The sequence below is a fragment of the Rhodanobacter ginsengisoli genome (assembly GCF_042657065.1).
Taxonomy (GTDB): domain Bacteria; phylum Pseudomonadota; class Gammaproteobacteria; order Xanthomonadales; family Rhodanobacteraceae; genus Rhodanobacter; species Rhodanobacter ginsengisoli.
On the sequence record NZ_JBHSNF010000002.1, the window covers coordinates 589,492 to 607,727 of the forward strand.

Below are 18,236 nucleotides of genomic sequence, written 5' to 3' on the forward strand. Positions count from 1 at the left end.
CTTGAAGCTCACGTCCGCCGCCGTGATCCCCGCCGCGAACGCGATCGTATTGCTGATCGACGCGGCGTTGACTATCACCCGGTCCTGGCCAAACCCGGGGCCAAACATGTAGGTGTCATTGCCGCTGCCTCCGATCAACGTGTCGTTGCCGGTGTCCGCAGTCAAGGTGTCGTCCCCCGCAGGTGCGGTGATCGCCACGCCGCTGCCCGGCATGACCCGGACCACCGTCCCATCCAGGCTGGAGGATGACGTCAGTGCCTGGTTGACTTGCGTCATCGGCACCACTGTTCCGTCATTGAACACGACCCGGCTCACCGAAGTCGAAGGCACGCCGTTGGTGAAGTAATTCGACAACGTCAGCGTACTTGGATTGCCGTTGGCGGCGGTCGAACTGGCCACACTGATCACCAGATCATTGCCGCTGACCCGGTAGCGCACATCGGCTGCTCTGATACCGGCTGCAAATTGAATCGTATTGCTTGTCGCATCGCTTGCGCTTGCAAGCGTGTCGTGGCCAAAACCCGTGGCGAACAGATAGGTCTCGACACCGCTGCCGGCCACCAGCAGATCATTCCCTGTCCCGGCTTCAAACAAGTCGATGCCCGTACCACCGATCAGGGTCTCCCTTCCGGCACCCGCCTGAAGATCATCGCTGCCACTGCCTGCCTGCAGCGTGTCCGGACCTGACCCACCGATCAGCGTGTCGCTGCCATCATCACCGGTCAGCGTGATCGCTCCGCCCGGCGCCGTGATGACGACACCACCGCCCGGCAGGATCTTCACCGCCGTGCCATTCAGGCTCGAGGAACCCGTCAACGCCTGATTCACCTGCGTCATCGCCACCGTCGTGCCATCGCTGTAGACGACCTGACCTATCTTGCCCACCGGCACGCCGGCGCTGAAGTAGTTCGTCAGTGTCAACGTGCTCGGCTGGCCATCGGCGCCGATCGAGCCAGCCACACCGATCACCAGGCTATTTCCACTGGCCTTGAAGCTCACGTCCGCCGCCGTGATCCCCGCCGCGAACGCGATCGTATTGCTGATCGACGCGGCGTTGACTATCACCCGGTCCTGGCCAAACCCGGGGCCAAACATGTAGGTGTCATTGCCGCTGCCTCCGACCAGCGTCTCGTTGCCACTGCCACCCATCAAAGTGTCATTGCCAGTATCGGCGGTCAACGTGTCATCCCCCGCGGGCGCCGTGATCACAACACCTCTTCCCGGCAACACCCGGACCACGGTCCCATCCAGGCCGGACGATGACGTCAGTGCCTGGTTGACTTGCGCCATCGGCACCACGGTTCCGTCGTCGAACACCACCTGATTCAGTGCAGTCGAAGGCACGCCGTTGGTGAAATAGTTGGTCAACGTCAGCGTACTTGGATTGCCGTTGGCCGCAGTCGAACTGGCCACGCTGATCACCAGATCATTGCCGCTGACCCGGTAGCGCACATCGGCTGCTCTGATACGCGCTGAAAATTGAATCATATTGCTGACGCCAGCGGCGTTCATGGTCAATGAGTCGTGACCAAAGCCCATTCCAAACAAATACGTCTCGCTACCACTACCACCGATGAGCTGATCGTTTCCGGTCCCCGCTTGCAGTACGTCGGTGCCACTGCCACCCACCAGTGTGTCCTTACCGGCGCCCGCAACGAGCACGTCGTTGCCGTTGTCGCTCAATATCTCGACATTGCCATCACCGCCGGTAATCACCGTCCCGCCCACGTAGTGAATCGACGTGCCACCCGATGCAACCAACAGTTGGTTGATCTGATTCATGGACACGATGCTGCCGTCACCAAAAACAATTTGATCAACGTCGGCAACAGGTACCCCATTGACATAGTGATCCGGCAGCAGGATCGAATCGCCATTGCTGTCCAGCGAAATCAGCAGGCCACCATCGCCGGTCAGGGAGAACGACACCGCACTGGCATTGATGCCAGCTTCAAACCCAATGACGTTACTACCTATGCCATCGCTGGAAACGTCGGCGACGAGCGTGTCGTGACCAAAAGCCGCGCCGAACCGATAGGTTTCATCGCCCAGCCCACCGAGGATCGATGTGTCGCCCGTACCGGCAACTATCAGATCGCTGCCCCAACCGCCGGCGATCGTATCCAGGCCAGCGCCGCCGATGATCGTGTTGTCGCCGTTCCCACTTTGAATCAGGTCATTGCCAGAACCAGCCGCCAAGGTATCGGCGTTTTCGTCGCCCACGATCGTGTCATTGCCTGCACCGCCGGCGATCGACTCGTCCGCAGCATTTGCCGCCAGATAAGCAGAAAATTGGGAACCCTGATGTGCCATGCTTTCGAGATCCGCCACGGTCCAACTCGTGCCGTCGGCGAAGGTCACTGCCTGCACTGCCTGCGCGGCATTGCTGGCCAGATAGTTGGGCAGCAACACCGTTTCGCCTGTGTCGTTGAGGATCAGCTCCAAGTCGTTGCCTGAGTTGGGGCGTACCACTGAAACATTCGCCGGGGTCACATCGGACGTGACGACCAGGGTGTTGACATGCACGCCGTCATTGCTTGCCACGATCGTGTCGTAGCCCGAACCGGGCCCGAACACAAAAGTGTCGTTGCCCACACCACCATAAAGCGTGTCATGGCCACCGCCACCATTGAGCGTGTCGTTGCCTACGCCCGCGGCAATCACGTCGTCGCCGATGTCTCCCGACAAGGACTCATCACCAACGGTGCCGCGAATCGCCTGGCTGATGACCAGCCCCGAGTTGGGGGCGACGGTTTGCGTGCCCACCATATCGCCCGACGACCAGGTGACCTCGTTGGCAAATTGCACGAAGTCGTCGGCACTGTCGTTGGGATTGAGCCCGCTGCCACTGACAGTCAGCAGCGTCGCTCCGGTGCTGCGGAGTTTGAACATGTAGCTGTAAGTGTTGGCCCCCGCATTCGCGAAGCCATATCCTTGGGCGACCTCGATGTCACTGGGGTCGATCCCGGCGGCAAATTGGATGATGTCCTGGCTCGGGTCAAAATTCTTGATTTGCGAATTGCTGTTTGTGGCAATGATGAAGGTATCGCTGCCCTGGGCCGCATTCACCTGGTCCTGCCCGAGTTGCAAGACGTTTGGCCCGTCGTTCTTGATTTCCACGTACTGGTAGTACGTGCCATTGCCGGATTTTGTCAGATCGATCGGTTGCGCTGAGGGGGAGACGATCCACATGTCCGGACTGGTGTCGGTATTGCCCCCGCTACGCTGCCAGATCGCCTGCTTGATATCCTGGTCGTTCCAGCTGCTGCCATCGGCGAACTGGATCGTCAGCGGCTTTTCCTGCAACGCACCGTCGACCTGACTGTAGAAACCGTCAATGGTCAGCCTGCTGACCGTTCCATCCGGTTCCGCGACAGAAAGTATTATATCGCCAAGGGATTCAGAAACCATCAGGTTTTGAGCGGTGACGCCGGCTGACAGGTCGACAATCAGTTCATTGGCATCGTAGTTGGCAATCACCTCCTGATTGGAAAAAAGCCCGGTCGCGCCCGGCGCGAATGTAAAGGTGACCGGTTGCGAAAGTAGCGACGAGTCAATGCCTGCCTGCATGGAGAGAGGAAGCTGACTAATATCCGTCGCGGAAGCGTCGAATGCGTTCCATGTGCTGCCACCGAATACCGCATTGGTCACATGCCCGCGCACAAACGCGGCTTGGGTATAGTTGACATTGACGCCGGCCGCATAGTACCCAAGGTCACCTGATGCATCACTCGTCACAAAAGGAGTGGTTGGCGAAAAGGCAGCTCCGAATGCTCCGGTGAAAGTGGTCCCGTTCTCTTGAGGCGTAAATGATTGGCCGTCGCCGAAAGAGAATGTAGTAGTTAGGCCATTGTTCGGAAGAAATACATACGCGCCAGTATTCCGAAGATAGACGGTCGTTCCATAGTCCGAATTGACAGCCCTGACGTCACTCACATCGATGCCCGGCGCGAATTCCAGCGTGCTGGCGACGTTTGCCGAAAGGGTGTCACCGTTGGTCGAAGTGTTGAAGATATAGGTGGATTCGGCCGGCGGCGTTGAACTGCCTTGCGAGGAGGCGTCAGCGGTAATGACCTGGTTGCTGCCCAAGACCACCGTATTGCCGATCGCCGCGTCGATGGTGTCACCGGCAGTACCCGAGAGGGTGGTAGCACCACGCGTCCCGACGACCACGCCGGGCATGGCCGTGATGTTCGCATCGCCCCCGAGTATCAGGGCGGCCAGATCGATCGTCTCACCATCCTGAAATGCAATATTGGATATCGAGCTCGCGACCGCGAGTTGACCACTGGCATCGAGGTTGAGAAAGTACGGAATCGTGATGGTTTTGCCGGTGCTCTTGATAGTCAGAAGAAGGTTTCCGGTACCTTCACCATCCGAAGCAAAGGTGCTGTCATACGAATCAAGATGTTGGCTATGGTCAACGGTGCCCGAAACTGCGATGTCGGATGCGATCAAGCCGCTGCCAAACTGGATCGTGTTTGGACCACTGACGTTACCGAAACTGTAACCTTGATTTGCGTGTATGTCATCGATGGTGACGTTTCCGTCGTCTATCCCATAGTTCAGGGTCGTACTGGCGTTGTCGTTTTGGTAACCATAGCCATCATCGATGACAACAAGCGCATTGCTGGGACCTAGATCGAGCGTGGCCCCGTTGACGCCGCCGAACAGCACGCTGGTACCAACCGGCAAGGCTTGGATGATTGCCGATAGCTGCGGCGATTCGCTGTTATCCGTCAGCTCAACCGGCTGACCTATATCGATCATCGCCTGAATGTTGTTGCCGTCCCACACCGTGCCATTCGCGAACTGCACTTGTCCAATGGAGGGGTACCAAGCATCCCAGGATTCACCATCGACCGCGAGGCTTTCCCCCGTATCCTTGAGCGTGAGGGAGATACCGAAATCGGAAAGACTGATGCCCACGTCACTCGGCAAAATCCCTGCACCCAGCACTACTGTACTGAGGCCACTATTGCCGCCCGAGTTGTCGGGCGCCATGTTCAGCACAGTTTGACCATCGCCATAGCCGAAGCCGACCGTGTCGCCAGCGATCGCGTTGATGGTGTCGTTGGGCCCGGCCGCTGCCAAAGTTTCAGCGCCGGTGGTCGCGTTGATCACCTGGCCGGCGGCCGAAAGCGAACCCGTTCCATAACTGATGTGTTGCAGCACTGCGGGCAGATCCCACACCGTGCCATCATAGAAGTTGATATCGGTCAATGCGTAGCCGTCGACACCGGCGTCGAGCAAGCCCGGGATATACAGAGAGTCACTGGTGCCCTTGATGCTCAGCAGCACACTGTCGCCATCGGCCGTCAACGACACGTCCTGCGGGCGTATCCCTGGGGCAAGATAGAAATTCGAGCCAAAGCCATTCGCCACATTGTCGGCGCTGATGTTCAACCCTGGATCAAGCACCATCGCGCCGTCGCCGCGGGCGAACTCCCGACCCTGCAGGACGTTTGCAGGCTGAGCGGAGTTCGGTGCCGGATCGAGTGAACTGACCGCCCCATTCCAGTCCGACTGTGCGTTGGCCAGTGTCTGCACCTGACCGAAGCTCAGCGAGCTGCCATCTTGAAACTGCAGACTCAGTGGCGAGCTGTTCTTGGCAAGGTCCTGATACGAAAAATAGCCTTCGATCGTGAAGGAATCCTTGGTGCCCTTGACCCCCACTACCAGAGCGTCATTGCTGCTGCCTGGCGTGCCTACCCGAGTAAAGGTCAGATCGTTGGCGGTCAGTCCTGCGCCGATAAGTAATGTGTCGGCGCCAGTCTTCGGATAGTAGGCGTAATCCTGCAGCGTATCCTGACCCGAACCGACGCCAAACTGGTAGGTGTCATTGCCATTGCTTGGCTGCAGCGTATCGACCCCGCCCGTGGTGTCGACGGTGTCGTTGCCGGCACCGGTTTCCACCAGCGCCCTGCCTGTTCCGGTATCGATCAAGTCACCGTTGGGGCCGGCGATGATGGTGTCGCTGCCGGCGCCGCCGATCAGCGTGTTGTAGCCACTGCCGCCTTCAATCAGCTCGGTGCCGGAGCCACCGATGATCAGGTTGGTACCGGAGCCGCCGATCAGCGTGTCGCTGCCGCTGCCGCCGTAGATCGTGTTGTTGCCCGGGCCACCCTGGATGGTGTCTATGCCATTGTCACTGGCATAGACGTTGGCCGCGATCGCCTGCACCTGAGCAGCGGTGAGACTGGTGCCGTCGGCAAAGCTGATGGAACCCAGCTGGTGAACGCCGTTGCCCCCACTGTTGAGGAAGCCCTGCACGACGACGGTCGAATCGGTCGCAGCGCCAAACCGAACAAGCAAATCATTCGATCCGCCCAAGTGGGAAAAGGTGACGTCCGAGGGCTGGATGCCTGCACCCAGTTGCAGGGTGTCGGTGCCCGGCGTTGCCCCGTTCTCGACGATAGTGTCCGAACCGTTGCCGAGCTGGAACACATAGGTCTCAGCGCCCGTGCCACCCTGCAACAGGTTGCTGCCGCCGCCGCCGGTAATCGTGTCCGCCCCGGAACCACCCTGGATCGTGTTGCTGCCGCTGCCGCCAGTCAGCACATTGTTGCCGGAGACGCCGATGATGGTGTCGTTGCCCGGCCCGCCGGTAATCGTGTCGCTGCCGTCCGAGCCCCACAGCTCGTCGTTGCCGCTGCTTGGGGTCATGGTGGCGGCCAGGATCTGCTGCGCATTCCATGTACTGCCATCGGCAAAGCTGATGCTGAAGTTACTGTCGATCGCACCGAGAGAGTTGTTGAAATAGCCGCCGACGGTCACCGACACACCATCGAGGCTGTCCGTCAGCACCAGATTGTTGTTGTCGTCGCGCCGCGCGACAATCAGGCTGCTGTCGATACCGGCGGTAAACTGGATCGTGTTGCTCGACGTGACGCTGACCTGATCGATCGTGTTGCTGCCGGAGTAGTCGTCGAAGCGATACAGATTGCTGCCAGTGGCGCCCGTGATATAGGCGTTGTTGTAGACCAGGGCTGCGGTCACGCCCGCCAGATCCAGCGAGGTGCCGTCCGCAAACGCGATGCTGGTCACGGCATGCGCCGGCCCTGACGGCGCGGCGAAGTAGTTGGTGATGCCGATTCTGCCGGCTGCGCCGCCGTCGACCAACATCACCAGGTTGTTTCCCTGGCGCGTGAAGGAGATGTCCGATTCACTGAGACTGGACCCCAATTCGAGCAGGTCGGACCCCGCGCTGGTAGTGTCTTCGGCGATATCCAGGTTGCCGTCGCCGCGGTTGTAGACGTAGGTCTCGCTGCCGATCCCGCCAATCACGGAAGCACCGCCGGAGCCCGCCTCGATGGTGTCCGAGCCAGTGCCGCCGTAGATCGTGTCGTAGCCTGCACCACCGAATACCACGTTGTAACCGCTCAAATTGCCGATGCTGTCGTTGCCATCGTTGGCGGTAATCGTGTCCGTTGCGCCATTGCTGCCCCACGCCACCGTTCCATCGGGCTCGCTGAGCGCCTTGGCAATATTGCCGGCGCCCAGCGAGCTGCCGTCGGCGAAGGTCAGCGAGACGTTGGATTCACCGCTTGAGATATACCCGACCAGGGTGACCGAGGATCCACCGAAGCCCACCACGAGGTCGCCGGAGCCGTCATTGAAAAATGACACTCCGTCCGCACTCAAGCCCTGCATGTTCAGCGTAATCGAGGACGCCGAGGTCGGATTGACGATGGCATCCTGTTCGCCGTTGTCGGCAACCTCGAAGGTTTCGTCACCGGTGCCGGCATAGAACGTGTCCGAGCCCGAACCGGCATCGACTGTGCTGGAGCCATCGCCGAGCTCGATCGCATCGTTGCCTGAACCGGCAAAGATCAGGTTCGAGCCGCCCGAACCAAAGATCGTGTCATTGCCGCCACCGCCATCGATGGTGACCGAATCGGCCGAGCCGGCGTCCGCCCAGTCGCTGTTGTCCGCCGGGCCGGCATTGGCCATCAGGTAGTCGTCGCCGCCGCCGCCATTGATGTAGTCATTACCGCCCCAACCATACAGCGAGCTGGCGCCGGAACCACCGAAAATCGTGTCATTGCCCGTGCCGCCGACCAGCAGGTCCACCCCCGAGCCGCCCTCGATATAGTCGCCGCCGCTGCCACCCTTTACCGTGGTGGCACCGCTGCCGGCAAACACGTAGCTGGCGCCGTTGCCAACCTGCACATTGAAGCTGCCGGAACCGCCATAGAAAAAGTCGCTGCCGCCGGAACCATAAACCAAGTCGTAACCAGCCCCGCCGTAGATCGTGTCGGACTGGGTCGGATCCAGGTCCGCCCAGTTGGACACCACCGGATTCATGTCGGCGTACAGCACATCGTTGCCATCGCCCGCGATCAGCAGGTCGCTGCCAGCGCCGCCAATGAGAACATCATGGATCGTGACGCTGGCGCCGCCCGTGGATGGTGTAATGACCGACTCGGTGCCACCAATCAGGGTATCGTTGCCCACGTTGCCGACCAGCGCGTCGTTGCCGGTGCCGCCGATCAGCAGCGAGCCGGGCAGCGTCGTCGCACCGGCCACGCCCGGATCCAGCGAGGAACCCAGCAGCGCGCTGCCGTTCAGATAGATCTGGTACGTGTCTGGGGTGCCACCCGAAACGGACTCGGTACTGATCGTGTCGCTGTTTTGATCATAGGTGACGCTGGCAATCAGCGCCGCATCCACCGTGTCGATGCCCGCCACGTTGTAGGACTGCGCGCTGCCCGCATCCAGCGTGTCGGCACCGGTGCCGCCAAACACATAGCCATCTTCCGTACCCAGGCTGATCGAGGCGTCGGCGCCGGAACCGAAAATGGTTTCGAACTCGCCCAGCGCACCAGCACTGCCGCCCTGAAGCGTCTCCTTGCCGGACGAGTTGCCGAAGATCAGCTGGTTGCCGGTACCGGCCAGTACGTACAGGTTGGGGTTGGGGCCGTTGTCATAGCCCTGGGTGACGGTGTCGAAGTTGCCGTTGTCGCCGACCACCGTGTTGTCGCCGTCGCCGGCATAGATGAAGCTGGCATTGCCGAAACCATCGATATAACTGGCGATGCCACCGTTCGTGTTCGAGCCATAGATGCTGTCTAGGAGCTGGGTGCCGTGCTTGCCGTCGTCGCCGTAAAAGTTATCGAATACGATGGACGTGTCGCCGGGGGCGTAGCGGTCGAGGGCGGAGAGGTTGGAGGCGGCGAGCGTGGGGGTAACCGGGGTGGGTGCCGTGTCCAGCGTAATGCCGTCGCCGCTGCTGCCGGTAAAGTTGTACAGCGTCAGCACACCCGCGCCTTGCGCGGCCGCAGCGTTGAGCTGTTCGAGGCTGCTGCTGGACAAGTCACTCGCCGACGCGGTGGGAATGAGCGCGTCGGCGAGGGATTGCAGGAAGCCGCCGGAGCTGGTCGAAGCGCCGGTTGCTGGCGCCGCATCCACAATGTCGTAGTGAACCGTCAGCGTGGCGCCTGACTTGGTGATCCAGTCTTTCGTTGTTGGATCAAACCATGTGCCGTTGCCCATCGACTGCGCGGTGATCGTCAGCGCCTTGGAAACCCCCAGCTGCGAAACGATGTTGATCTGGGTCGAACCGAGGTTGCTCAGGTACAACGTATCGTGTGCATGTTGCCCGACGTAGTAGGTGACCGATCCAGTATCGTCCGAGGCATACACGGTATCCTGTCCACCGGCGCCAGGATTGCTGGCCTCACCAAGCACTACCGTATCGTTGCCGCCAGTCAGGGATATCGAATCGTTGCCGGTGCCTGCGACAATATAGTCGTTGCCAGTGCCACCGATGATGGTGTCGTCGCCAGTGCCGCCGATCAGGGCGTCGTTGCCAGTACCTGTGCCGTCCAGGGTATCGTTGCCGGCCTGGGCGATCAGCAGGGAGTTCTGGTACTCGAGAGACCGACTCGGGTCAATGCTCTGGAATAAATCATATCCGTTCCGGTGCGAAGCCTGAAGGTCAGTCCCAAGAAATAATTGCGAGCCCGCAACCTGCACGTCGAGTGGATCGATCGTCGTGTTCGCAAAATCCCCCACCCAAGGATTTAATGATGCATTCGTTATGTAATTCGAGATGAGCTCTTGAGCGGCCCACCCTAACGCGTTCTCAAGTGTCTGCACCTGTAGGCCAGCAACGGCAGGAGCATCTTGTGGTATCGGCGATTGAGAGCCTGAGATCGTTTCGTTTGCCAGGCCTATTTCTCTGGATAGCGAATATTCATAGCTAAATGCGACCGCCCTATTTGTAGCGCTTGGGTCACCAGCCTTCTGCTTGGAAAATTCCGCATATATTGACAACGCCTCAACATTCGTTACGTCAGCCGCTGACTGGTCGGTGGATGCATAGAGGCCAAATAACTGACTCTCAGCATATCGTCTTGCCGCCACGCCACCTGAATATGATGGATTCGAACCGTAACGAATTTGGAACCAGGCATCGGGGCGATTGAATGAATACTGATTTAGGTCACTCAGCAGGGTTGGACTCTTTGCTAGAAGCCCATTATAAGAAAGCGAGAAGAGTGCAACCCCCTCAGTAGAGTTCAACAAATTTGCGGAGTCGATTTGATATTTTGATTTAGATATCAATCTATTAAACGTTTCGTACTCACCGGACGACGACTTCGTCAAAACGATTTCTTTCCACAAGTCCTTCACTTCAGCGTCGGTCAGCGAAGGCAAGGGGCTGCCGCCATTGGCCGTCGTCAAAGCCGCCTGCAACTTTGCGTATCCTGTCGTTGTTATTCCATTAACCTTGGTTGTACGGTAAGATCCATCCAAGGCTTTAACTATAGCGCTGTAGTTTGCACTGCCAAAACGAATATTTAATTCCGCCAAGTAGTCCTTTTCAGAGATTGGCTTACCCTTCAATAAGAAGCCGACCCCGACAGTGGCCGCGCCATTACCATCTGGATAGGCTTTCAGGCTATCACCCTCGAAGGCCTCAAGGAACCCCTTACCGTTGTTTGTGAGCGCGGTCGGGTCAACGAACCCTGCCTCATTGCCTGGCGTCGTATCACCAGCCTCATTTGATGGAATCAAATGATAATCATTGGCCATGATTCAAAATCCTTTTTGATGCTATTTCTTAATGATAATTTGGCACGACTTTCCACCGGGCGATAAAGAGCCATCGTGGTTATCTACCATGTACTGTATGTATACAGCAAGACTATGCTTTCGCAGTACCGACACCCATTCTGGCTGCAACACAAAGGCCACCGGGTGTCCAGCGTAATAGACTAATTGTCCACCAGCCGGCGGGTATAGGGGCACACCATGGAGATGATTAGCATCTGAGAAAAAGCCAAACATCGGGAGTGGACCGTACTCGTTATAACTTGCATCGCAGACCTTTTCGGTCAACTGAACCACATAATACGCTTTATGCACTAGCTGGACGCGACCGTAGGCAACGGTCACCTGATGAGCCGCGTTCAACCTCATCACTTCCCGCAACCACTCGTCGTCCGATTTTTCCAGTTGCGGTCGCCTGTCGATTGGCTCAGATGCCTCGATAGTGCTCTTGGCTACTTCGGCTACGTTGGCCGTGGGATCCAAGGTCCAATCCAGTTCCTTGAATTGCGCGCTTTGCAATAGCTCGGTGACCGGCATAGTGATTGCGTCGCATAATTGCTTGTTTGTCATGTCCTTGATACGCGATGCCTTGACGATATCGAGGAAGCGATTGCATTCCCGATCGTTCCAGTTAGCGACCTCCTGATAGCTCACGCCAGCGCATGCGCCTTGCGTGAATACCAATGCGGCAACCCCCAAAGCGAAAAGACCCAAGTTCCTTTTCATGCCTTTAAACTCCTTGAACTGGGGTCAGCGCGCACTCCTGTCCTTGCCGGAAGCAATCAGCCCCTGGTCTTTCTGTTGCTGGACAGGTCGCCCCTGATCCTTGCCTTCCGGCATCGCAATCTGTCAGTCCCCGCAACGCCAAACGCCAGCCTCGATCAGCGAACCCCGACTGATTACGGGCAACCGCCACCCGTTCGCCGTCTCTGCCAACCGCAGCGTCCGCGGCGCGCAGGAAACGCCAACGCTTGGACCCGACCGAAAGCCAGGAATGCGCCGCACGTGCATCTCCGGCGCCAGACACCACGCAAATCTTCGTCGACATGAAATCCCCTGTCGCCATCCCTAGCCCCTGTCCCTGTCGTGTTCCGGCTTGCCCGGTCACATGGACATTAAGGTCGAATTCAACAGCCTGGTCAACAAGCAGGTTCTTGCTATAAACGTAATTTTATGCGCCTACCGCAGCGCGGCTCGAAGCGTCCAACGCCCGCGCGCGGCAGACGCCAGATCTTCCTGCTGGACGGACGCGGTGACGTCACTAACAGGAATGACGGCTACGCCCGAAGACTTCGCATCTTGCGGCTTGTTGGCGGCCACTGGCGCCATATCTGTGACTCTAGCGCCTGGATTCTGCCACGTTACGCACTGCCATACACCTTGCTCAGCCAGACTCAAATCAAGGTATCCGCTTCGGTTAGGGCTCCGCCGCGTGCGACGAGACAAAACGGGGACGCTAGGGCACGAGAAAGGCCTGCTTTTGACGGCAGGCCTTTTTCGTGAGTCATTGATATTGGTGCCGGAAATAGGAATCGAACCTACGACCTACGCATTACGAATGCGCCGCTCTACCAACTGAGCTATTCCGGCAAAGAGCCGCGGATTTTACGATGCGCAGCGCTATGGCGCAAGCACGCCGCCTTCGTCAGAAGTCGGCTGAGGTCTTGCCGCCGACCACGCGCAGCTCCTTCGGCAAGGCAAAGGTGATGGTCTCGCGCTCGCCATCGAGCTCGCGCACCTCGCCGGCACCCCAAGACTGCAGGCGGGCGATCACGTCGCGCACGAGTTTTTCCGGGGCGGAAGCGCCGGCGGTGAGTCCGATGCGGTTCACGCCATCGAGCCAGCTGCGCTCGATGTGCTCCGCGCCGTCGATCAGGAACGAGCGCACGCCCTGCTTCTCCGCCAGCTCGCGCAGCCGGTTGGAATTGGAGCTGTTGATCGAACCGACCACCAGCATCAGGTCGACCGCATCGGCCAGTCGACGCACGGCGTCCTGGCGATTCTGCGTGGCGTAGCAGATGTCGTCCTTGCGCGGCCCCTCGATATCGGGAAACTTCTCGCGCAGTGCCTCGATGATCGCCTTGGTATCGTCCACCGACAGCGTGGTCTGGGTGACATACGACAGCTGGCCCGGAAATTTCGGCGACAACCGGGCGACCGACTCCAGCGATTCGACCAGCAGGATTTCGCCGGCATTGACCGGATTCCACTGACCCATGGTGCCTTCGACCTCGGGGTGCCCGGCATGGCCGATCAGCACCACACTGCGGCCGATGCGGCCCAGTCGCGCCACTTCCATGTGCACCTTGGTGACCAGTGGGCAGGTCGCGTCGAACACCTTGAGGTGGCGCTGGTCGGCCTCCTCGCGCACCGCCTGCGACACCCCGTGCGCACTGAAAATCACCGTGGCCCCGTCGGGCACCTCATGCAGCTCCTCGACGAATACCGCGCCATCGGCGCGCAGCCTGTCGACCACGTAGCGGTTGTGCACGACTTCGTGCCGCACATAGATCGGCGCACCCCACGATTCCAGCGCGCGATCGACGATGGCGATCGCGCGATCGACGCCGGCACAGAATCCACGGGGGTTGGCAAGCAGGATGTCCATCGATGTCTCGGGAATGAGTGGAGAGAAGCGGGAAACGGGAACAGGCCGTCACTCGTCTTTCGCTTCCGCTGTCTGTCTCGTTCCTCGAATTATCGCACGCTGTCCGCGGGCTTGCCGGCGAACAGGCCGAATGCGATCAGCATCACCGCACCGACCGTGATGCCGCAGTCGGCCAGGTTGAACACCGGGTAGCTCCACTGGTGGAAGTAGACCTGGATGAAGTCGGTGACCCGGGCGGCGTGCAGGCGATCGATCAGGTTGCCGATGGCGCCGCCGATGATGAAAGCCAGCGGCACGCCCGTGCGCCAGTCACGCCGCGGCGTGCGTGCCAGCCACCCCACCAGCACCGCGCTGATCACCAGCGCCAGCAGCACGAAGAACCAGCGCTGCCAGCCGGTGCCGCCGGCCAGAAAACTGAAGGCGGCACCGCTGTTGAACGCCAGCGTCCAGTTCAGGAACCCCGGGATCACCGCATGCGGCAGCCCGACGGGCTGCAACGCGTGCACCGCCCACCACTTGCTGAGCTGATCGAGCGCGATGACGGCGGCGGACAGCCACAGCCAGACGAGTGCATTGGGTTTGGTAGTCATCGTGCTCATGCGTAAGGGAAGAAGGGCCCGAAGAAAATGGGGATCGAGCTCAGAACCAGCGCCGATCCTCGCCGGGGCCTTCGACATTGCTGACGCAGCGACCGCACAGTTCGGGATGCTCCGCGTGGCTGCCGACGTCGTCACGGCGGTGCCAGCAACGCACGCACTTGGCAGCCTCGCTGACCGTAGCCGAAACCCAGGCATCGGCGCCCTCCACTTCGGTCAGCACGGCGTTGTCCGGCTGGCCACCGGCCAGATCCAGCCGCAGCTCCGAGGTGATGAAGAAGAAGCGCAGCTCGTCCGCCACCGGCGCATAGCGCTCGACCATGGCCTGGTCGGCATGGATCACCAGCTTCGCCTCCAGCCCTGCGCCGATCTGCTCGGCCTTGCGCATGCCCTCGAGGACGCGCGAGGCGCTGTCGCGGATCGCCAGCAGATCGGCCCAGTAGCGCCGCTGCTCCGGCGAACCCTGCGTGGCGGCCAGACCGTCGTACCAGGTTTCGAACAGCACGCTTTCGTCGCGCTGACCCGGCATCGCCTGCCAGATTTCCTCGGCGGTGAAACTCAGCACCGGTGCCAGCCAGCGCACCAGCGCCTCGGCGATGCGGAACATCGCGCTCTGCGCACTGCGCCGGCCGCGACTGTCGGCGGGCATGGTGTAGAGCCGGTCCTTGGTGATGTCCAGATACAGGGCGCCCAGCTCGTTGGTGCAGAAGTTCTGCACGCGCGTCACCACTTCCGGGAAGTCGTAGCGCTCATACGCCGCCAGCACGGCCTGCTGCACGTCGTAGGCCTGCTGCACCGCCCACTGGTCCAGCAACAGGCTGTCCTCGACCGGCAGCAGGTGCTTCTGAGGATCGAAGCCGTCCAGGTTGCCGAGCAGGAACTTCGCCGTGTTGCGGATGCGCCGGTACGTATCGGAAACGCGCTTGAGGATCTCGTCGGAAACGGTCATCTCGTTGCGGTAGTCGGCCGAGGCCACCCACAGGCGCAGCACGTCGGCGCCGAGGGTATCCATCACCTTCTGCGGCGCCACCACGTTGCCCAGCGACTTGGACATCTTGCGGCCGTTCGCGTCCACCGCGAAACCGTGCGTGAGCACTTCGCGGTAGGGTGCGCGACCGAAGATCGCCGACGAGGTCAGCAGCGACGACTGGAACCAGCCGCGATGCTGGTCGGAGCCTTCCAGGTACATCACCTTGTAGTGGCTCGCGGTGCCCTGATGCAGTTCAGGACGCTCGCCGATCACCGCGAAGTGCGTCACCCCCGAATCGAACCAGACGTCCAGCACGTCGGTGACTTTCTCGTACTCCGCGGCCTCGTCGCCCAGCAGTTCGGCCGGATCCAGCGCGAACCAGGCATCGACGCCGCCCTGCTCCACTCGCTGCGCGACCTGCTCCAGCAACTCCACCGAATGCGGATGGGGTTCCTGGCTGACCTTGTGCACGAACAGCGCGATCGGCACGCCCCAGGTGCGCTGGCGCGAGATGCACCAGTCCGGCCGCCCGGCCACCATGCCGGCGATGCGCTCCTCGCCCCAGCTGGGCACCCAGCGCACGGTCTTGATCGAGGTCAGTGCGGTCTCGCGCAGGTCCGCCTGCTCCATCGAGATGAACCACTGCGGCGTGGTGCGGTAGATCACCGGTGTCTTGTGCCGCCAGCAGTTCGGATAGCTGTGCTCGATCTTCGCGAACGCGAGCAGCACGCCACGCCGGCGCAGCACGTCGACGATCGCGTCGTTGGCCTTCCAGATGTGCATGCCGCCCAGTTCGGTGCCGTCGGCGGCCGGCGTGCCGGCGCGGTACGTGCCGCGCGGCTCGATGTAGTTGAGCAGGTCGATGCCGTACTCGCGCGCCACCACGAAATCCTCGACGCCGTGATCGGGCGAGGTGTGCACGGCACCGGTACCGTCCTCGGCCGAGACGTGCTCACCGAGGATCACCGGGACCTCGCGCGGGTAGAACGGGTGGCGCAGCAGCAGCCCTTCCAGCGCCCGCCCGGTGGCATGGCCCTGGATGGTGGCCTGCTCCAGGCCAAAGCGCTGGGCGCACTTGTCGGCCAGCGCCCCGGCGATCACCAGCAACACGCGCCGGCCTTCGCGCGACGGGCCTTCGATCAGGGCGTATTCCAGCTCCGCGCCCAGCGAAACCGCCTGGCTTTCCGGCAGCGTCCACGGCGTGGTGGTCCAGATCGGGATGGCCACGATGGCGTCGCCCGCCTCCACCTCGAACCGGTTCGCCAACGCCTGTGGATCGACCGCGTCATAGGCCACGTCGACCGCCGGCGACACCTTGTCGCCGTACTCGATCTCCGCTTCGGCCAGCGCCGAGGCGCAATCGAAACACCAGTACACCGGCTTGGCGCCACGCACCACGTGACCGTTCGAGACGATCCGCGCCAGCGCGCGCAACATGTCCGCCTCGTAGCTGAAATCCATCGTGCGATACGGCCGCTGCCAGTCGCCGAGCACGCCGAGCCGCTTGAAATCGGTGCGCTGGGTATCGACCTGCTCGGCGGCGTACTCGCGGCATTTCTGCCGGAATCCGGCCGCGTCGAGCTTGTCGCCCGGCTTGCCGAACTTCTTCTCCACCGCGATCTCGATCGGCAGGCCATGGCAATCCCAGCCCGGCACGTACGGCGCACGGTGGCCGGCCAGCAGCTTCGACTTGACCACCATGTCCTTGAGGATCTTGTTGACCGCGTGACCGATGTGGATCGAGCCGTTCGCATACGGCGGGCCGTCGTGCAGCACGAACACGCTGTCGCGACCGGCGGTCTTTTGCTGGATCTGCGCATAGCGGTCGACCCGCTCCCACTCGGCCAGCCAGACCGGCTCGCGCTTCGGCAAATCGCCGCGCATCGGGAATGCCGTCTGCGGCAGGTTGATCGTGCTCTTGTAGTCGTGGGTCATTGCCTGGATGCCATCACTGGAGTATTGCGGTCCGCCAGCTGGCGGACAAAGGATGCAACGTTAAACGATACGCGCGCGCACAGGAATGGCTCACGCGCCGACCAGCCGCGGATTCATGCCCAGCAGCTCGCGCGCCAGGCGGGAATCCAGCGCCATCTGCGCCTTGAGCGGTTCCAGTCCGTCGAATTTCTGCTCGTCGCGCAACTTGGCCACGAACTCCACCGCCATGCGCTGGCCATACAGGTCGCCGTCGAAATCGAACAGGTGCACTTCCAGCAGCGGCTCGCTGACCTGATTCACGGTCGGACGCACGCCGAGGCTGGCCACGCCGGGCCAGCTGCACTCGCCATCGCCCAGCCCCACGCGCACCGCGAAGATGCCGTGGATCGGAGTGACCCGCTGGCGCAGGTGGATATTCGCGGTGGGATAGCCCAGCGTGCGACCGAGCTGGTTGCCGTATTCCACCTTGCCCTCGATCACGAAGGGCCGGCCCAGCAGGGGCTCGGCGCCGGCAAACTCGCCGGCCGCCAGCAAGGCACGCACCCGGCTGGCCGAGACGCGGGCACCATCGAGCTGCACCGGCGGCATGGCGCAGGCGGCAAAACCGAGTTCCGCGCCCATCCGCTCCAGCAGGGCCATGTCGCCGCCGCGCTTGTGGCCGAAGCGGAAATCACCGCCGACCCATACCTCGCGCGCGGCCAGCCGATCGACCAGCACGCGCCGCACGAAGTCTTCGGCGGGCATCGACGTCAACGCCTTGTTGAAGCGCAACAGCAGGGTGTGCTCCATCCCGGCCGCCGCGAAACCGAGCAGCTTTTCGCGTATGCCGGACAACCGCGGCACCGGCTCGGCGGAGAAAAATGCGCGCGGCAACGGCTCGAAGCTCACCACGACCGGGCTGCAACCGAGCAGTTGCGCCCGTTCGCGCACCTGGGTCAGCAACGCCTGGTGCCCGCGGTGCAGGCCATCGAACGCGCCGACCGCCATCACGCTGCCGCGCGGCGCCAGGCAGGGGCCGCCGACATCCCTGGAAAGTTTCATCATGGCGCCGAGTATAACGGGCGCGCGG

The 18,236-nt window shown here is 61.2% G+C and carries 6 protein-coding genes and 1 tRNA gene; all 7 read right to left on the reverse strand.

The features are described from left to right. A partial coding sequence (locus tag ACFPPA_RS11865) for a calcium-binding protein (protein WP_377320092.1) occupies window positions 1-11,040 on the reverse strand: 11,040 nt, incomplete at its 3' end. Between the two features lie 21 nt (window positions 11,041-11,061). Then, on the reverse strand, window positions 11,062-11,784 hold the full coding sequence (locus ACFPPA_RS11870; protein WP_377320094.1) for a hypothetical protein: 723 nt from the start codon (window positions 11,782-11,784) through the stop codon (window positions 11,062-11,064). A 788-nt stretch (window positions 11,785-12,572) separates the two neighbouring features. Beyond that, a tRNA-Thr gene (locus ACFPPA_RS11875) sits at window positions 12,573-12,648 on the reverse strand. A 55-nt stretch (window positions 12,649-12,703) separates the two neighbouring features. Continuing rightward, window positions 12,704-13,666 (reverse strand): 4-hydroxy-3-methylbut-2-enyl diphosphate reductase, encoded by a 963-nt coding sequence (gene ispH / locus ACFPPA_RS11880; protein WP_377320096.1) that lies wholly within the window; start codon window positions 13,664-13,666, stop codon window positions 12,704-12,706. 89 nt (window positions 13,667-13,755) lie between these two features. Continuing rightward, window positions 13,756-14,256, reverse strand: a complete 501-nt coding sequence (lspA, locus tag ACFPPA_RS11885) for a signal peptidase II (protein WP_377320098.1) — start codon at window positions 14,254-14,256, stop codon at window positions 13,756-13,758. Window positions 14,257-14,305: 49 nt separating this feature from the next. Further along, a complete protein-coding gene (ileS, locus tag ACFPPA_RS11890; protein WP_377320100.1) occupies window positions 14,306-17,167 on the reverse strand; it encodes an isoleucine--tRNA ligase in 2,862 nt (953 codons plus the stop codon). A 90-nt stretch (window positions 17,168-17,257) separates the two neighbouring features. Next, window positions 17,258-18,211: a bifunctional riboflavin kinase/FAD synthetase gene (locus tag ACFPPA_RS11895; protein WP_377320102.1), complete on the reverse strand. Its 954-nt coding sequence runs from the start codon at window positions 18,209-18,211 to the stop codon at window positions 17,258-17,260. Window positions 18,212-18,236: the final 25 nt, after the last annotated feature.

Coding starts and splice junctions, on each gene's coding strand:
- lspA (WP_377320098.1), bottom strand. CDS start 14,256: ATGACTACCAAACCCAATGCACTCGTCTGGCTGTGGCTGTCCGCCGCC.
- ispH (WP_377320096.1), bottom strand. CDS start 13,666: ATGGACATCCTGCTTGCCAACCCCCGTGGATTCTGTGCCGGCGTCGAT.
- ACFPPA_RS11895 (WP_377320102.1), bottom strand. CDS start 18,211: ATGATGAAACTTTCCAGGGATGTCGGCGGCCCCTGCCTGGCGCCGCGC.
- ileS (WP_377320100.1), bottom strand. CDS start 17,167: ATGACCCACGACTACAAGAGCACGATCAACCTGCCGCAGACGGCATTC.
- ACFPPA_RS11870 (WP_377320094.1), bottom strand. CDS start 11,784: ATGAAAAGGAACTTGGGTCTTTTCGCTTTGGGGGTTGCCGCATTGGTA.